Source organism: Ancylobacter sp. WKF20, from assembly GCF_029760895.1.
GTDB lineage: Bacteria > Pseudomonadota > Alphaproteobacteria > Rhizobiales > Xanthobacteraceae > Ancylobacter.
Genome location: NZ_CP121679.1, coordinates 3,145,703 through 3,162,095 on the forward strand (window position 1 = coordinate 3,145,703; position 16,393 = coordinate 3,162,095).

General features: G+C 68.3%; 14 protein-coding genes. 9 read left to right on the top strand and 5 right to left on the bottom strand.

From position 1 onward, the window contains the following. Window positions 1–49 precede the first annotated feature (49 nt). From AncyloWKF20_RS14435 to AncyloWKF20_RS14465, 7 genes are all read left to right on the top strand, one after another. Window positions 50–853, top strand: a complete 804-nt coding sequence (locus AncyloWKF20_RS14435; RefSeq protein ID WP_279314718.1) for an ABC transporter permease — start codon at window positions 50–52, stop codon at window positions 851–853. Between the two features lie 34 nt (window positions 854–887). Beyond that, window positions 888–1,742, top strand: coding sequence for an ABC transporter ATP-binding protein (locus AncyloWKF20_RS14440; protein WP_279314719.1), 855 nt, complete (start codon window positions 888–890; stop codon window positions 1,740–1,742). Window positions 1,743–2,016: 274 nt separating this feature from the next. Next, complete coding sequence (locus AncyloWKF20_RS14445) at window positions 2,017–2,796, top strand: glucose 1-dehydrogenase (RefSeq protein WP_279314720.1); 780 nt, start codon at window positions 2,017–2,019, stop codon at window positions 2,794–2,796. A gap of 122 nt (window positions 2,797–2,918) precedes the next feature. Further along, entirely contained in the window at window positions 2,919–4,247 is a 1,329-nt protein-coding gene (gene hisD, locus AncyloWKF20_RS14450; RefSeq protein ID WP_279314721.1) for a histidinol dehydrogenase, read from the top strand. Window positions 4,248–4,250: 3 nt separating this feature from the next. Then, window positions 4,251–5,270 carry an alcohol dehydrogenase catalytic domain-containing protein gene (locus AncyloWKF20_RS14455; protein ID WP_279314722.1) on the top strand — a complete coding sequence of 340 codons (1,020 nt, stop codon included), beginning with the start codon at window positions 4,251–4,253 and terminating at the stop codon, window positions 5,268–5,270. Beyond that, window positions 5,267–6,577: a hypothetical protein gene (locus tag AncyloWKF20_RS14460; protein WP_279314723.1), complete on the top strand. Its 1,311-nt coding sequence runs from the start codon at window positions 5,267–5,269 to the stop codon at window positions 6,575–6,577. Before AncyloWKF20_RS14455 ends, AncyloWKF20_RS14460 begins: the two co-directional genes overlap by 4 nt. 47 nt (window positions 6,578–6,624) lie before the next feature. Then, on the top strand, window positions 6,625–7,767 hold the full coding sequence (locus AncyloWKF20_RS14465; protein ID WP_279314724.1) for an alpha-hydroxy acid oxidase: 1,143 nt from the start codon (window positions 6,625–6,627) through the stop codon (window positions 7,765–7,767). Here the strand turns inward: AncyloWKF20_RS14465 and uraD are convergent. Genes uraD through pucL form a run of 5 tightly spaced genes read right to left on the bottom strand, consistent with a single transcriptional unit; the run spans window position 7,764 to window position 14,361 of the window. Further along, window positions 7,764–8,651, bottom strand: a complete 888-nt coding sequence (uraD, locus tag AncyloWKF20_RS14470) for a 2-oxo-4-hydroxy-4-carboxy-5-ureidoimidazoline decarboxylase (protein ID WP_279314725.1) — start codon at window positions 8,649–8,651, stop codon at window positions 7,764–7,766. The genes AncyloWKF20_RS14465 and uraD overlap by 4 nt on opposite strands. Before the next feature lie 9 nt (window positions 8,652–8,660). Continuing rightward, on the bottom strand, window positions 8,661–10,007 hold the full coding sequence (guaD, locus tag AncyloWKF20_RS14475) for a guanine deaminase (RefSeq protein ID WP_279314726.1): 1,347 nt from the start codon (window positions 10,005–10,007) through the stop codon (window positions 8,661–8,663). Then, a complete protein-coding gene (locus AncyloWKF20_RS14480; RefSeq protein WP_279314727.1) occupies window positions 10,004–12,700 on the bottom strand; it encodes a molybdopterin cofactor-binding domain-containing protein in 2,697 nt (898 codons plus the stop codon). The genes guaD and AncyloWKF20_RS14480 overlap by 4 nt, the downstream gene beginning before the upstream one ends. Then, window positions 12,697–13,515, bottom strand: coding sequence for an FAD binding domain-containing protein (locus AncyloWKF20_RS14485; protein WP_279314728.1), 819 nt, complete (start codon window positions 13,513–13,515; stop codon window positions 12,697–12,699). The genes AncyloWKF20_RS14480 and AncyloWKF20_RS14485 overlap by 4 nt, the downstream gene beginning before the upstream one ends. A 6-nt stretch (window positions 13,516–13,521) precedes the next feature. Beyond that, window positions 13,522–14,361, bottom strand: coding sequence for a factor-independent urate hydroxylase (gene pucL / locus AncyloWKF20_RS14490; protein WP_279314729.1), 840 nt, complete (start codon window positions 14,359–14,361; stop codon window positions 13,522–13,524). A 217-nt stretch (window positions 14,362–14,578) separates the two neighbouring features. Between pucL and AncyloWKF20_RS14495 the strand changes: the two genes are divergently transcribed. Next, window positions 14,579–15,355 (top strand): SDR family oxidoreductase, encoded by a 777-nt coding sequence (locus AncyloWKF20_RS14495; RefSeq protein WP_279314730.1) that lies wholly within the window; start codon window positions 14,579–14,581, stop codon window positions 15,353–15,355. A 100-nt stretch (window positions 15,356–15,455) separates the two neighbouring features. Next, entirely contained in the window at window positions 15,456–16,100 is a 645-nt protein-coding gene (locus AncyloWKF20_RS14500; RefSeq protein WP_279314731.1) for a TenA family protein, read from the top strand. Window positions 16,101–16,393: the final 293 nt, after the last annotated feature.

The window sequence follows — 16,393 nt, forward strand, 5'->3', positions numbered from 1 at the left end:
CTTCCTCCGCCCGCGTCCCCGACCGTTCGAGACAGCCTGAGACAGCCCTATGGCCCGCAAGCGTTCCACCCTTGATCTCTGCCTCACCCCCAAGGAGGAGGTGCCGGCGGGGCTGCGCTATCTCGTCTCGACGCTGGTCTGGATCGTGGTCATCGGCCTGTGGTCGTTCGCCACCTATGGCGGCTTCATGCAGGAGATCTTCCTGCCCTCGCCCACCGCCGTGGTCAGCGCCTTCTTCCGCCTGCTGGATGACGGCACGCTCGCCCAGCACATCTGGGCCAGCCTTCAGGTCGTCGTCATCGGCTTCCTCGTCTCGTCCGTCCTCGCCGTGCCGCTCGGCCTGCTCATGGGCACCTTCCGCGTGGTGCAGGCGGGCCTCGAGCCGCTGGTCAACTTCATCCGCTACCTGCCGGTGACATCCTTCGTGCCGCTGTTCATCCTGTGGATCGGCATCGGCATCGAGCAGCGCATCATGGTCATCTTCTTCGGCACCTTCTTCCAGCAGCTGGTGATGATCGCCGATGTCTCGCGCGGCGTGCAGAAGGACCTGCTCAACGCCTCCTACACGCTCGGCGCCTCGCGCCGCGACGCGCTGCTGCATGTGCTCACCCCCGCCGCCCTGCCCGGCATCGTCGATACGCTGCGCATCACCATGGGCTGGGCCTGGACCTATCTCGTCGTCGCCGAGCTCGTCGCCGCCTCCTCCGGCCTCGGCTACATCTCGATGAAGGCGATGCGCGGCTTCCAGGTCGATGTGATCTTCCTCGCCATCGCCGTCATCGGCCTGCTCGGCCTGTTCACCGACACGGTGTTCCGCCTCATCCGCCTGCGCCTCGTGCCGTGGGCGAGCTGAGCAACCGGGCCAACTGAGAACGAAAGGGCCTCCCATGAGCGCCGCCGAAATCCTGCGCGTTCCCGCGCCCGCCACTCCCGCCGAAGCCTCTCCCGCCGAGGCCTCCCCAGCCGTGGAGCCGAGCCTGCGCATCAAGGATGTGCGGCTGGAATATTCCACCCGCGGCAAGACCGTGGTGGCGATCGACAACATCTCCATCGACGTGCCGGACAACCAGTTCGCCGTCATCGTCGGCCCGTCCGGCTGCGGCAAGTCGAGCCTGCTCTATCTCGTCGCCGGCCTGGCCCAGCCGACCTCGGGCGAGATCCTGCTCGGCGAGGAGGAAGTGGACGGTCCCGGCCCCGATCGCGGCATGGTGTTCCAGTCCTACACCCTGTTCCCCTGGCTCACCGTGCGCGAGAATGTCGAATTCGGGCTGAAGCGCCGCAAGGTGCCGGCGGCCGAGCGCGAGGAGATCGTCAACCGCTACCTCAACGAGACGGGTCTGGCCGCCTTCCACGACGCCTACCCCAAGCAGCTCTCCGGCGGCATGATGCAGCGCGTGGCCATCGCCCGCGCCCTCGCCAACGACCCGAAGATCCTGCTGATGGACGAGCCCTTCGGCGCGCTGGACAGCCAGACCCGCAACACCATGCAGAAGCTCCTGCTGCGGGTGTGGGAGGAGAACCGCAAGACCGTCCTCTTCGTCACCCACGACATTGACGAGGCGATCCTGCTCGGTGACCGCATCTATGTGATGACCGCCCGCCCCGGCCGGCTGAAGGAGGAGATCATAGTCCCCATCGCCCGCCCGCGCTCCATGGACATGGTGATGGACCCGGCCTTCATCGCGGTGAAGCGGCAGATCCTCGAGCTCCTGAAGAACGAGATCAAGGACGACGAGCACTGAGGGGCGGGGTCAAGGAGGCTGCGTGCTTCGAGGCCGTCATCCCGGCCGAAGCGAAGCGGAGAGCCGGGATCGTGACGTGTTTCACGTCGGGATCCGATCCCGGATCGGCCTTTGGCCGTCCGGGATGACGGCCTTTGAGGGGTCGCGCGCGACGCTCCGAAACGCCATCATCCCGTCATCCCCGGATCAAGTCCGGGGATGACGGTGTTCTTTGGGCTGACCGCAGCCCAGAATGACGCTTCCTTGCGACAACGCCGACCCGAGTGAACCACCGATGACCCAGCCCCTGTTCGACCTCACCGGCCGCACCGCCCTCGTCACCGGCGCCAGCCGGGGGATCGGCGCGGCGTTGGCGACCGCGCTGGCTTCCGCCGGGGCGGATGTGGCGATCACCGCGCGTGACACCGCCGCGCTCGCCGCAACCACGGCCGCCATCGAAGCCCTCGGCCGGCGCGCCATCCCGCTGGCGCTCGACGTCACCGATGTCGCCGGCATCCGCTCAACCGTCGCGGCGGCGGCCACCGCGCTGGGCGGGCTTGATATCCTCGTCAACAATGCCGGCATGGAACAGGTCTGCCCGGCGCTGGAGGTGGAGGAGGCGCTGTGGGACGCCATTCTCGACACCAATCTCAAGGGCGCCTTCTTCTGCGCGCAGGCGGCCGCCAAGGCGATGCGCGCGGGCGGCGCAGGCAAAGGCGGCGGCGCCATCATCAATCTCTGCTCGCTCACCTCCGAGGTCGGCATTCCCACCGCCGTGCCCTATGGTTCGTCCAAGACCGGACTGCTCGGCATGACGCGGGCGCTGGCGACGGAATGGGCGCCGCTCGGCATCCGCGTCAACGCCATCGCGCCCGGCTATTTCCGCACGGCGATGACGGAAGTGTTCTACGCCGATCCGGCCTGGCAGGCGGCCATGCTGCCGAAAATCCCGCTCGGCCGCTTTGGTGAGCTCGGCGATCTCGCCGGCCTCACCATCTTCCTCGCCAGCGACGCCTCCGGCTACATCACCGGCCAGTGTTTTCCGGTCGATGGCGGCTTCCTGGCTTCCATCTGAACCCAACCGGCGGCCCCACCCGCCCGCGAATTGGGCAGGTGGCGCGAAAATTTTGGTCTCACGGGCGAGCTAATATGTATGTACATATTGCCCCGCGACACGTGATGTTGAGGGCCTGAACCATGGCGGATTCCATCTGCAACCTTCACGAGCTGGCGACGCTGGACGCGGCCGGCCGCGCCGCCCTGCTCCGCCGCTCGGAGACCGATCTGTCGGGCTTCATCGACAAGGTGCGCCCGATCATCGAGGCGGTGCGCACCGAGGGTGATGCGGCGCTGGCTCGTTTCGCCCGCGATTTCGACAAGGCCGATCTGTCGCCCGACCGCATCAAGGCAACCGAGGCCGAGTTCGACGAGGCCTTCACCAAGGTCGCCCCCGAGGTGATCGACAGCATCCGCTTCGGCATCTCCAACATCCGCACCTTCCATGAGGAGCAGGCGCCCGAGCCGATGTGGCTGAAGGAGGTGCGCCCCGGCGCCTTCGCCGGCGACCGCTGGACGCCGATTTCCTCCGTCGCGCTCTATGTGCCGCGCGGCAAGGGCGCCTTTCCCTCGGTCACCATGATGACCGCCGTGCCGGCCACCGTCGCCAAGGTGCCGAACATTGCCATCGTGACTCCCCCGACTGAGGATGGCGGCGTGGATGCGGCGACCCTGGTCGCCGCCCGGCTCGCCGGTGTCGAGACGGTCTATAAATGCGGCGGCGCGCAGGCCGTGGCGGCGGTCGCCCATGGCACGCAGACCGTCGGCAAGGCGATCAAGATCGTCGGCCCCGGCTCGCCCTGGCTGGTGGCGGCCAAGCGGCTGCTCTCCGACATCATCGACACCGGCCTGCCCGCCGGACCGTCGGAGGCCATCATCTTTGCCGACGGCACGGTGAATGGCGCGGTGGCCGCGCTGGACCTGCTGATCGAGGCCGAGCACGGGCCGGATTCCTCCGCCTATCTCGTCACCCATTCGCGCGAGGTGGTGGAACAGGCGCTGAAAGCCCTGCCCGAGCATTGGGGGCGGATGACCGAGCAGCGCGTGGCCTTCTCCAAGGCCGTGCTCACCGGCAAGTGCGGCGGCATCGTGCTGACCTCGTCGGTCGAGGAGAGCATCGACTTCATCAACGCCTATGCCCCCGAGCATCTGGAAATCCTCTCCACCGACCCCTTCGCCCATCTCGGCCGCATCACCGAGGCGGCGGAAGTGCTGATGGGGCCGCACACGCCAGTCACCATCGCCAATTTCGTGCTTGGCCCCAACGCCGTGCTGCCGACCAGCCGCTGGGCCCGCACCTATGGCCCGCTCTCGGTGACGGATTTCCTCAAGCGCTCCTCCATCGGCTACGTCACCGGCGGCGCCCACCCGGAATTCGCCGCCCATGCCCGCCGCCTCGCCCGCTATGAGGGTTTTTCCAGCCACGAGAACGCGGTGTCGGAAATCCGCGACGAATTGCTGAAGGGGTGAGCGGTGAAGGCCGTCCGCCTCCATGCCGCCGGTGATCTGCGCGTGGAAGACATCCCCGCCCCCGGCACGCCCGCGCCCGGCTGGGTGCGGCTCACCGTGACCGCGGCCGGCATTTGCGGCTCGGACCTGCATAATTTCCGCACCGGGCAATGGATCACCCGCGCGCCCTCCGTCGCCGGCCATGAACTTACCGGCATCGTCGCGGAGCTGGGCGAGGGCGTTGAGGGGCTGGGCGTCGGCCAGAGCGTCGTCGCCGATTCCCGCTTCTGGTGCGGGGCGTGCACGGCCTGCCTCGGCCAGCGCCATCATCTGTGCGAAAAACTCGGCTTTGTCGGCGAGGCCTGCGATGGCGGCTTCGCCGAACAGGTGAACCTGCCCGCGCGTCTGCTGCTGCCCGTCGATCCCGCCATCGACCCGGCGGTCGCCGCCATGGCCGAGCCGCTGGCGGTGGCCCTGCACACGCTGCGCCGCCTCGCTCTCCAGCCCGGCGAGCCGGTGCTGGTGCTGGGCTGCGGCACCATTGGCGGGCTCTGCGCCCTCTTGCTCGCCCGCCAGCATGACGGGCCCCTGCTGGTCGCTGACCGCAACGCCGCCCGCGCCCAAAGGGTGGCTGAGGTGACCGGGGCGACCATCGTCCCGCTGGAGGCGGAAGCGATCCGTGCCGTGCTCAAGGGCGGCCTGCCCATGGCCGCGATCGAGGCGACGGGCAGTACGGCGGCGCTCGCCCATCTGCTCGGCTGCCTGGAGGGCGGCGGGAGGATCGGCCTCGTCGGCATCTTCCATGGCCGGCTCGACATCGACCCCAATCATCTGGTCGAACGCGAGGTGAGCCTGATCGGCTGCCACGCCTTCACCGATGAACTCCCCACTGCACTCACTGCACTGACCGTCCACCACACTGCACTGAACGGCCTCGTGGATCAGCAGGTGGAATTGGACGCCGTGCCTGCCGCCTATGCCCGGCTTCTCGCCGGCGAGGCGACCGGATTGAAGACGATCCTGCGCCCGCAAGGGGTATCATGACACCCCAGAACCCGACGCCGAGCCGCACCGCCCATATCCGCGCTCTGGCGCTGCGCGATCCCGCGGCGGCGGAGGCACCGCTGGCCGCGCTGCTGGCCGATCTCTTCGCCATCAAGCCTTTGAATCTCAATATCAATCTCGACCAGTACAGCCTCAATTCGCTGAACGGCTTTTTCGACACGCCGGATGGTGCCTTCTTCTTCAAGTTCCATCAGGAGGAAGGCGAGGAAGGCATGGCCGGCGAATATTACCGCGCCGATATCCTCGCCCGCGCCGGCCTGCCGGTGGACCAGCCGGTGCTGATGTCCACCTTGCCGGGCGAGCAGATCCTGATCTATCGCCGCCGCGATGAGCCGCGCTTTTCCGACGTGCTGCGCACCCTCGACCTCGCCGACGACACGGCCCAGCGCGCCATCGCCGTGGCAGCGGAACGCCAGCTTTCTCAAAGACTTAGCGCCACCTATCGCGACACGCTGCACCCGATTTCACCCGAACAGGCCGCCGCCGAGCCGATCCACCGCCTGTTCCATGAGCGGCTGATCGACCGCGCCCCCTACGCCTTCCCCGGCGGGCGCTACCGCGACTTCTATGTGGGCCAGCGCTTCCCCCTGCCCGGTCATGTGCTTGAGTGGGCAGACCTTTCCACCCGCCGCTTCACCGTGAACGGCGCCACCTATGCAAGCACGCTGGGCGAACTCTTCACCGCCGCCGAAGAGCGCCTGCGCCCGGAGCATCTCGCGGATGCCGGCGGGGTGGTTGCCCATGGCGACGCGCACAATGCCAATGTCTGGTTCAGCCGGGAAGGCGACGGGGCGCGGCTCTCCTATTTCGATCCGGCCTTTGCCGGCGAGCATGTGCCGAGCCTGCTGGCGGAGATAAAGACCAGCTTTCACAACATCTTCGCCCATCCGTTCTGGCTCTATGAGCCGGCGCTGGCGAGCGAGTGGTTCAGCGCCGAAATGGCGCTGGAGCCCGGCCGCCTCATTGTCGAAACCGACTGGCGGCTCTCGCCCATCCGCGCCGAACTCCTCGCCGTGAAGGCGCGCGAGGTCTGGCGCCCGCTGCTGGCCGATCTCAAGAGCCGCAACATGTTACCGCCGGACTGGCGGCAGGTGATCCGCCTCGGCCTGTTCCTGTGCCCGACGCTGGTGATGAACCTGCGCGCCGGCGTACGCGCGCACACGGAAATCTCTTCGCTGATAGGGCTTTGCGTGGCGGTGATGGTCGGCTCCGCGCCGGTGGAGGGCGATGATACCGTCACCCGCTTCCTTGAGGCCATCGACCCCGACCGCCGGCCGGGTCTATAGGACAGCGCCCCGCCGCCGTGAGATTCTGCCGCCGTGAGACCCCGCCCATGATCGTCAATGTCGAGGATGCCCGCGCCGCCGCCAAGGCCCGTCTGCCGCGCATCTTCTTCGATTATGTCGATGGCGGCGCCTTCGGCGAGGAGACGTTGGCGGCCAACCGGGCCGATTTCGCCCGCTGGACGCTGGTGCAGCGCGTGCTGAACGATGTCTCCGCGCGCGACCTCACCACGCACTATCTCGGCGCCTCCCACCCCCTGCCCTTCATGCTCGGACCCGTTGGTTTCCTTGGGCTTTATGCCGGCAAGGGCGAGATCGCGGCGGCCCGCGCCGCCCATGCGGCCGGGGTGCCGCTGTGCCTGTCCACCTTCTCCATCGCCTCGCTGGGCCAGCTGCGCGCCGCCACCGCCGGCCCGCTCGCCTTCCAGCTCTATGTGCTCTCCGACCGCGCCATTGGCGACGAATTGCTGGCGCAGGCGGAAGAGGCGGGCGTGGAGACGCTGTTCCTCACCGTCGACACCGCCATCACCTCGGTGCGCGAGCGCGATGTGCGCAACGGTTTTCGCGCGCTCACCCGTATATCCCCCGCGCTCGGCCTGCGCCTGCTCACCCGCCCCGCCTGGTGCCTCGACATGCTGCGGGCGGGCATGCCGGAGGTGGGCGCCGTCGCGCACCGCCCGGAATTCGGAAAAGGCGTGCTGGAACAGGCCAGTAACCTCTCCCGGCGGATCGACACGCGCCTCTCCTGGGCAGATGTCGAGCGCCTGCGCGCCCGCTGGAAGGGGCGCCTCGTGCTCAAGGGCATCCTCTCGCCGGAGGATGCGCGCCTCGCCCAAACGGCGGGGGCGGACGGCATCGTCGTCTCCAACCATGGCGGCCGCCAGCTCGATGGCGCCGCCTCCACCATCGCCGCTTTGCCCGGCATCGCGGAGGCGGTTGATGGCGGTATAGAAATACTGTTCGACGGTGGGATAAGGCGCGGCGCCGACATCATCAAGGCGCTGGCGCTCGGCGCCTCCGGCGTGCTGCTCGGCCGCGCCTATGTCTATGGCCTCGCGGCCGCCGGCGAGGCGGGCGTCGCCCGCATCATCGCCCATCTCACCGAGGAGGTGAGCCTGACGTTGGGCCTGATGGGGCTGACCTCCATCGACCAGCTCAAGAAGCTCGGCCCGGCGGCACTCCGTCCCCGCTAACTCCCGCGATAAGTCGAGTAACTCCAGGGGGTTGCGACCAGCGGCACATGGTAGTGCCCTTCCGGCTCGCTGATGGAGAAGCGGATCGGCACCTCATCGAGGAACGGCTTTGCCGGCAGGTCGAGCCCGCGCGCGGCGAAATAGGCGCCGATCCCGAACACGATCTCATAGGTGCCGATGCGCAGCGGCGCGCCGCCGATCAGCGGCTCATCGGTGCGCCCATCCGCATTGGTGACGGCCTCCTTGAGCCGCGCCCGCCCGGAGGCGCCGACCTCATAGAGCGTGACGGCAACCCCTTGCGCCGGCGCGCCCTTGTGGGTGTCGAGCACATGGGTGGAGAGCCGCCCCGTAGTCTTCGGCACGCCGGCGCCGGTCACCCGCTCCACCAGCCGGAGACGGGTGATATGGCCGATCTCATCAAGCGCCATCGCCAGTTCGGCGGAGCGATCATGGGCCAGCCGGGCCTCGAAGGCATCGAGAATGGCGTCCCGCGTCTGGCGCCGCACGCAGATCACGAAGGGAAAGCCGAAGCGCGCGCGATAGGCGGCGTTCAGCCGCTCGAACCGCTCGAACTCCGCGTCGGGCAGCCGGTCGAGCCCGAGCCCCGCCTGTTCGGAGACGGAAGCTGGTGCAATATTACCCGCACGCGCCGCCTTGCCGGCAAGGTCCGGATGGGCGGCAACGAAGGCGACGCGCTCCTCCTCCGGCCGCGCCAGCACCGCCTGCATCAGCGCCTCGTGCAGCGCCGTCACGGTAGTGAAGGGGCGCCGGGCAGAGGCCCCCGCCGCCACCCAGGGCGCGTGCTCGAAAATGCCGTCCAGTGCGGCGATGAAGCCGGCCTCGTCGAGCGCGTTAAGCTGTTGCAGCGAAAGGGTTTCGGTCACGTGGCCTCCTCACGCCTCGGCAAAGACGCGAAACGGATCGCCCGCCCGCGCGCGGTCATAGACAGGGGCGCCCGCGACATAGGTCGCCCGCACCGCCCGGTCATCGCCCAGCGTCATCAGCATGAACAGCAATTCCTCGATGGAGGCGCAATAGCCGGCGCGGAAATCCATCAGCGGCGTGGCGTGCGGGTCGAGCACGCAAATATCCGCCTCGCGGCCCGGTGCCAAAATACCGATGCGGTCATCCAGATGCAGCGCCCGCGCCCCGCCGAGCGTCGCCAGATAGAAGGCCTGCACCGCGTCGAGCTTGTGCCCGGCCATGGCTGCGACCTTGTAGGCCTCGTTCAGCGTCTGCAATTGCGAGAGGCTGGTGCCGCCGCCGACATCCGTCCCAAGCCCGACCTTGACCGGCCGGCGCGGGTCAACCGCTTGAAACAACGGAAACAAACCGCTGCCGAGAAAGAGGTTGGAGGTCGGGCAATGGGCGAGGCCCGCCCCGCTCTGGTGGCAGGTGCAGAAATCGCCCTCATGCATATGGATGGCGTGGCCGAACATGGCGCGCGGGCGCACCAGCCCGGCATGGGCGTAGACGTCGAGATAGCTCTGCCGCGCCGGGAAAAGCTCGCGCACCCAGGCGATCTCGTCGGTATTCTCGCACAGATGGGTCTGGAGAAAGAGGTCGTCGCGGGTCTTGAGCAGAGCGCCCGCCGCCTCCAGCTGGGCGTCGGTCGAGGTCGGGGCGAAGCGCGGGGTGACGCAATAGAGCTGCCGCCCGCGCCCGTGCCACCGTTCGATCAAGGCGAGGCTCTCATCATAGCCGCGCTGGGCGGTGTCGAGCAGCGCCGCCGGGGCGTGCCGGTCCATCAGCACCTTGCCGGCGATCATGCGGGTGTTGAAGCGCTCGGATTCGGCAAAGAACGCCTCCACCGATTGCGGATGCACGGTGCAATAGACCATCGCCGTCGTCGTGCCCGCCCGCAGCAATTCGCGCAGGAACAGCTTGGCGACACGGGCAGCATGGCCTTCATCGGCGAAGCCCTGCTCGGCCGGGAAGGTGTAGGTGGTCAGCCAGTCCAGCAACTGTGTGCCATAGGCGCCGATCACCTGAAGCTGCGGGTAATGCACATGCGCGTCGATGAAGCCGGGCACGATGAGGTGGTGCGGGTAATGCACCGGCTCCAGCCCGTCCGGCAGGCTTGGAGCCAGCTCGGCATAGGGGCCGAAGGCGCGGATGATGCCATCCTCGATCAGCACCAGCGCGTCCTCGTGATAGGCGAGGCAGGCGCGCGAGGGCTTGTCGAAGGGATCGTCCGTCAGCGTCGCGGCGGGCCCGCGCAGGGCGGTGAGCGCGCTCATGCCGGCTCCTTCTCGATGAGAAACCTGTAGAGCCGGTCGGCGGTGAAGGGCGTCGCCCGCAGCCGCACGCCGGTGGCATTGAAGATCGCGTTGGCAAGCGCGGGCGCCACCGGGTTGAACGGGCTCTCGCTCATCGACTTGGCGCCGAGCGGGCCGATGCGGTCATGGGTGTCGGCGAAGAACACCTGCGTCACCGGAACATCGGCGAAGGCGGGGATATGGTAGCCGCGAAAGCTCGGATTGCTCACCGCTCCCTGCCCGTCCATGCGCAGCTCCTCATAGAGCGTCGCGCCGATGGCCTGGGCGACGCCGCCCTCCACCTGCCCGCGGCACTGCATGGGGTTGATGACGGTGCCGGCATCCGCGCCATGCACCGAGCGCAGGATGCGGATCTCGCCCGTGCGCCGGTGCACCGCGACCTCGAAGCCCTGCACGTTGAAGGCGACCGAGCGCGGGGTGCCATTCGCCTCGCCCACCGCCTCGAGCGGCGCGAGATCGCTGAGTGGCAGGCGCACCTCGCCCGCGATCACCTGATCGCCCGCGATCCGGCACGCCTCCACTGGCACGCCGAGCCGGGCGGCTGCCGCCTGCCGGATCATCAGGGCGAGCGCCTGAGCCGCCCTCAGCGTCGCGGCGCCCGCCACCACCGCGCCGGTCGAGCCATAGGCGCCGGTGTCATGCGTCACATGGTCGGTGTCGGACTGGCGGATGCTGATCTGACTGAGCGCTGCGTTCAGCGCACCGGCGGCAATCTGCGCGTGGACGGTGGTGGTGCCATTGCCGAATTCCGCCGTGCCGGTGGCAAGTTCGTACCGCCCCTCATGGGTGAGGCGCAACCGGGTCTGCCCGACATGGCCGCGCGGGGGAATGGTGTCGATCATCGCCGCTGCCATGCCGCGCCCCACCGCCCAGTGCGGGCCGAGCGCGGGAAGCGGCCCGCGCAAGCCCGCTTCGACGGCATCAAGGCACTGGTCGAGCCCATAGCTGCCGATCTCCACATCATCATGCCCCGTGTGGTCATCGGGGGTGATGACGTTCAGCCGGCGCAGCGCGAACGGGTCGATGCTGAGCCTGTGCGCCAGCTCGTCCAGCGCCGATTCCACCGCGAAGATGGTCTGGCTCAGCCCATAGCCGCGAAAGGCGCCGCTCGGCAGGCTGTTGGTATAGACGCTGCGCCCGTCCACTCGCTTGTTCGGGCAGCGATAGAGCGCGACGCACTCGCCCGCGCCATGGAACAGCACGCCCACCGCGTGATTGCCGTAAGCCCCGGTGTTCAGGAGCATGTCGAGCTGGATGGCGGTCAGCCGCCCGTCCCGCGTCGCGCCGAGCTTCACCGTGACCCGCATCGGGTGGCGGCTGGTGGAGGCGGCGAACTGCTCGGCGCGGCTATATTCCAGCTTCACAGGCCGGCCGGTCTTCATGACGGCGAGTGCGACGATGTCCTCGACCAGCATTTCCTGCTTGCCGCCGAAGCCGCCGCCGACGCGGGCGGCGAAAACCCGCACTTTCTCGCGCGGCAAACCCATCAAATCCGCGAGGGCGTCGCGGGTCAGGAACGGCGTCTGGGTGGAACTGCGGAGCGTGAGGCGCCCGTCGCCATCCAGCCAGCCAATGGCGCCATGGGTTTCCAGATGCGCATGCTGGAGGCGCTGGCTCTGATAGCTCGCCTCGTGGATGACATCGGCCGACGCGAAGCCCGCCGCGACATCGCCGGTCTCGCTGGAGAGCCGGGCGACGATGTTGCGGGCGGGGTCGGCAATGCGTGATTGCGGCCCCTTCTCGCCATGCAGCGCCGGCGCGCCCTGTTCCATAGCGAGCTCGGGGTCGAACACCGCCGGCAGCGGCTCGTAATCGACACGGATCAGCCCGCAGGCCGCTTCCGCCACCGCCTCGCTTTCCGCCACCACGGCGGCGACGCGCTGGCCGATATGGCGGATGACCGGATCGAGCACGCGGGTGTCGTCCACATCGTCGGTCGGGTGATGATGGCGCGCGGTGGAGAACAGGCGCTCAGGCGCGTCCTCATGGGTGAGCACGGCGACGACGCCCGGCAGCGCCCGCGCCGCCGCCGCGTCAATCGCGCGGATGCGGGCATGAGGCACCTCCGCGCGCAGGATCTTCATGTGCAGCAGCCCGGCGAGTTCCCCCTCCGGCGCGACATCCATGGTGTAGCGCGCCGCACCGGTCACGATGGCCGGCCCGGCGGGGGCGGGCACGTTGCGCCCGACCGCGCCACCCGCCGCGTCCGCATGGCAATGAGCGACGCCCGCCACCGCATCGGCGATAGCGCGGTAGCCGGTGCAGCGGCACAGATTGCCCTTCAGCGCACTGGCGAGATCATGCGTCTGGCTCTGGTCGAGCGCGGCGGCGGTCATCACCATGCCGGCCGTGCAGAAGCCGCACTGGAAACCCTGCGCGTCGAGAAAGGCCTGCTGCATCGGGTGCAGGCCGGGTTCGGGCGCAAGATCGGCCAGCCCCTCAATGGTCGTCACCGCCGCGTCCTCGGCCCGGAAGGCCGGGTAGAGGCAGCTATGCACCGGCGCACCGTCGACATGCACGGTGCAGGCGCCGCAATCGCCGGCGTCGCAGCCCTTCTTCACCCCGAACCAGCCGAGCTCGCGCAACAGCGTGCGCAGGCACTGGCCGGGACGCGGCGCGGCCTCGAACGGGCGGCCATTGACGGTGAGCTTCATGGCGCGGCTCCCGCCAGTTCGTCGCGGATTTCCTGCGCGAACAGAAAGGTCATGTGCCGCCGCCAGTCGGGCCGGCCATGGATGTCATCATAATAGAGCGCGTCGGGGATCGCCGAGCCGAGCCGAGCCGCGAGTTCGTCCCAGCCCGGCAGGTGATCGAAAGCCAGCACCACCGGGTGGCGCGTCGATGCGGTGATGGTAATATGAAACCCCTCCGCATCCCGCGTACCGATCAGCAGCACGCCCGAGCGGCCGAGCGGGGTAAGCGAGGCCCGGCGGAAGGCGGCGGCCCGGCGCAGCGCGCGGGCGGGAATGTCGATGGCCCGCAGCACCTCGCCCGGCGCCAGCGCGACATCGAGCGGCCCGCGCACGAAAGCGGCGACCGGCATCCGCCGCTCCGCCCCGTCCGGTCCCCAGATCAGCGCCTCGCCCTCCAACGCGCTGGCGAGCGAGGTCATCGGCCCGGCGGGCAGGCCGAGGCAGATATTGCCGCCCACCGTCGCCATGTTCCAGATCTTGAAGGAGGCAAGAAAGGCCCGGCAGCATTCACGCACCAGCCACCCCGCCCGCCAGTCGGCCGGGAGTTCCAACGCATCGAGCCTTGCTACCGTGGAGGTCGCGGCGATGGTGAGGCCCGCCTCGGTCAGTTCCAGCGGCGTCCAGCCGAGGCGCGTGAGGTCGATAAGGCGCCGCGCCGCCGGCTGCGGCTCAGAGAACAGCCAGGTGCCGCCGGCGAGACACACATCGCCCGGCGCCGGCGCGAGTTCATCGCGCGCGCGGGGCTTTAGAACCGCCTGTACCGCGTTGAGATCCACCCGCGCTCAGCCCCGCCCCACCGTGCATTCGATCTGGCCATGCGGCTCGTCGGTGGGCGTGAACACCTGCCCGTCGAAAGAGCGGCCAAAGGGCGAGAGGTCGATCGGCAGATAGTGCTTGTTCGGGCAGGCGAGCGAGATTTCCGCGATCTCCGGCACGGCGGCGAGTGCCGCCTGTCCCATCAGATACATGGTGTTCTGCACGCCGGGGCTGTAGGTGGTGGCGAAGACCTTGAGCGCCGCCGCGATGATGGCCGCATTGGCCGCCTCATAAGAAGCCGGCACGCCCGCCCAGAGCCAGCCCGCCTCCATGGCGGTGGCGAAAAGCCGGTCGGCGGTCGGCTTCAGCGTGGTCGCCTCGTCGAACCAGTAATCCTCCCAGCCCGATTCCGTGGTCTTCAGAAAGGTGAAGCCGCTGACGCCGGAGGTGAGCGTGCGGGCTTCGCGGGTGGCGGCGAGCTTAACAAAGGGCCGGCCATTGCCGTCGAGGGTAAAGGCGTGGTCATGGGCGGCCCCGTCGACGAGGATGCGGCTCCACTTCGTCTCGCTCGCGCTCACCTCGACGCCCGACACATGGTCGTAGCGCGCGAGGAAATGATCGGCGATGACGCCGGCGAACACCTCATTCTCCGCCCCGACATGGTCGCGGGCGAGGAAGTTGACGATGTTCTTGACCGAATCCGTGGCGACGACGGAGCGGTTGTCGCCTTCGGTATAGGCGGCATCAAAAGCACCGGTGAGCATGACCTGCACATTCAGCTCGCGCACCTCGTGCCGCGCGCTGTCGCGCTTCACCCGCATCACCCTCACGCGGCCCTTGCCATAGCTGTTGCGGATCAGCGTCATGCTCGTCTCCCCTCGGGCTCACCGCCCGCCCCTGTCCGGCCGTACCATGCGAAAGCGATGCCAGCGCCCCGGCACCGTCCCCGGCTGGCGTCGGCGCGCCCTTTGCGCCATTAGGCATGAAGCGCCGGGACGAGAAAAGCGGCCCCATTCCGAAAGCGGGTGGCGCCGCCCCCGCCGGCGCGGCACGATGCGTCCTCACCCCCCAAGGAGCTGCCCGATGTCAGACGCCCCCCGCCTCTTCGCCCTCGATGGCCGTGTCGCACTGGTGACCGGCGCCGGGCGCGGGCTGGGCTTCGAGATCGCCAAGGCGCTGGCGCAGGCCGGGGCAACCGTCATCATCAATGGCCGCGACGCCGGGCGGCTCGATACGGCCGCCGCCGCGCTCCGGGACGCGACGGGCGGCGTGGTGGAAACCTCCGCCTTCGACGTTGCCGACAGCGACGCCGGGCGCGCCGCCATCGGCGAGCTCGACCGCCGCTTCGGCCGGCTCGACATTCTCGTCAACAATGTCGGCATGCGCGACCGCCGCCCGCTGAAGGATTTCACCGACACCGAGATGCAGGCGCTGTTCGGCGCCAATCTCGTCGCCCCGGCCCTTCTGGCGCGCGAGGCGGCGGAGCTGATGGCGCGCCACCGCCATGGGCGCATCATCAACGTCTCCTCCATCGCCGCCGACGTGGTCTATGGCCATGACCCGGTCTACAGCACCGCCAAGGCCGGGCTGAACGGGCTGACGCGGGCGCTCGCCATCGACTATGCCCGCGCCGGCATCACGACCAACGCCATCGCGCCGGGCATGTTCGCCACCGAGACCAACGCCGCGATGGTCGCCAATCCCGAGATCACCGCCTTCGTCGACCTGCGCATTCCCATCGGCCGCTGGGGCCGCCCGCAGGAGCTGGGCCCCGCGGCGGTGTTCCTCGCCTCGGATGAAGCGTCCTTCGTCAACGGCCATGTGCTGGTGGTCGATGGCGGGCAGACCGTGCGGATGTAAAGGCGACGTCGAAAAAGCCAGCACCGTTTCGGAACGGAAAGTCCAAGAAGTTTGTCGCGAAATGCTCTAGAGCGGTCCCCGCCAGACCAGGGAGGACCGGATGAGCTTCAGCGAGGCACTGCGCGAGACCAACGCGGACGATTGGGACGCGGCCAAAAATCACCGTTTTGTCGACGATATCTTCGCCGGCGCGGTGCCGGAAGCGGTGATGCGCCGCTATCTCGTGCAGGACTACCAGTTCATCGACCGTTTCGTCGCCCTGCTCGGCACCGCCATCGCCACCGCTGACCGGTTCGAGGCGCGGGTGCGCTTCACCCAATTCGCCGCGATGATCACCAGCGACGAGAACACCTATTTCCTGCGCGCCTTCGACGCGCTCGGTGTGCCCGAGGCCGAACGGCACGCCCCCACCATCACCACGGCGACGGCCGGCCTGCAGGCGCTGATGCAGGAGGCGGCCGCCAGCCGCGACTATGCCAACGCCCTCGCCGTGCTCACCGTCGCCGAATGGCTGTATCTCGACTGGGCCGACCGCCCCGGTGCGGCGCTGCCCCCCAGCTTCGTCCATGCCGAGTGGATCACCCTGCATAATAATGATGGTTTTCGCAGCTTCGTTACCTGGCTGCGCGGCGAACTCGACCGTGTCGGCGCGGCGAGCGATCCCCTGCGCCGCGAATCAGCGGCGGATTTCTTCTCGCGCGCCGTGGTATTTGAGCGCGCCTTCTTCGATCACATCTACGCCTGAGGGGCGTTTTTGAACGCCGGCCACGCATCCCAAGGGTGGCCGGCGTATTCAGTCATCGCTACCTCTGGATGCAGTAGTTCAGCTTTGGACATAATTCGCCACTGCATCCGTTTTTTTTATGCTTAGCGGCGAGCGCCGCCCGGACCCGCTGGAAAAGCAAGGCGGCTCAAGGCTTCTGCGACGAGGTGTCCTCGCGGAAACCGGCGATGGAGCGAATGAGCACAGTTTCGAAGGGGATCTTGTATGCCAGGCACGATGTTTTTATCTTGACCGCGACAACTATTTTTTTTGAT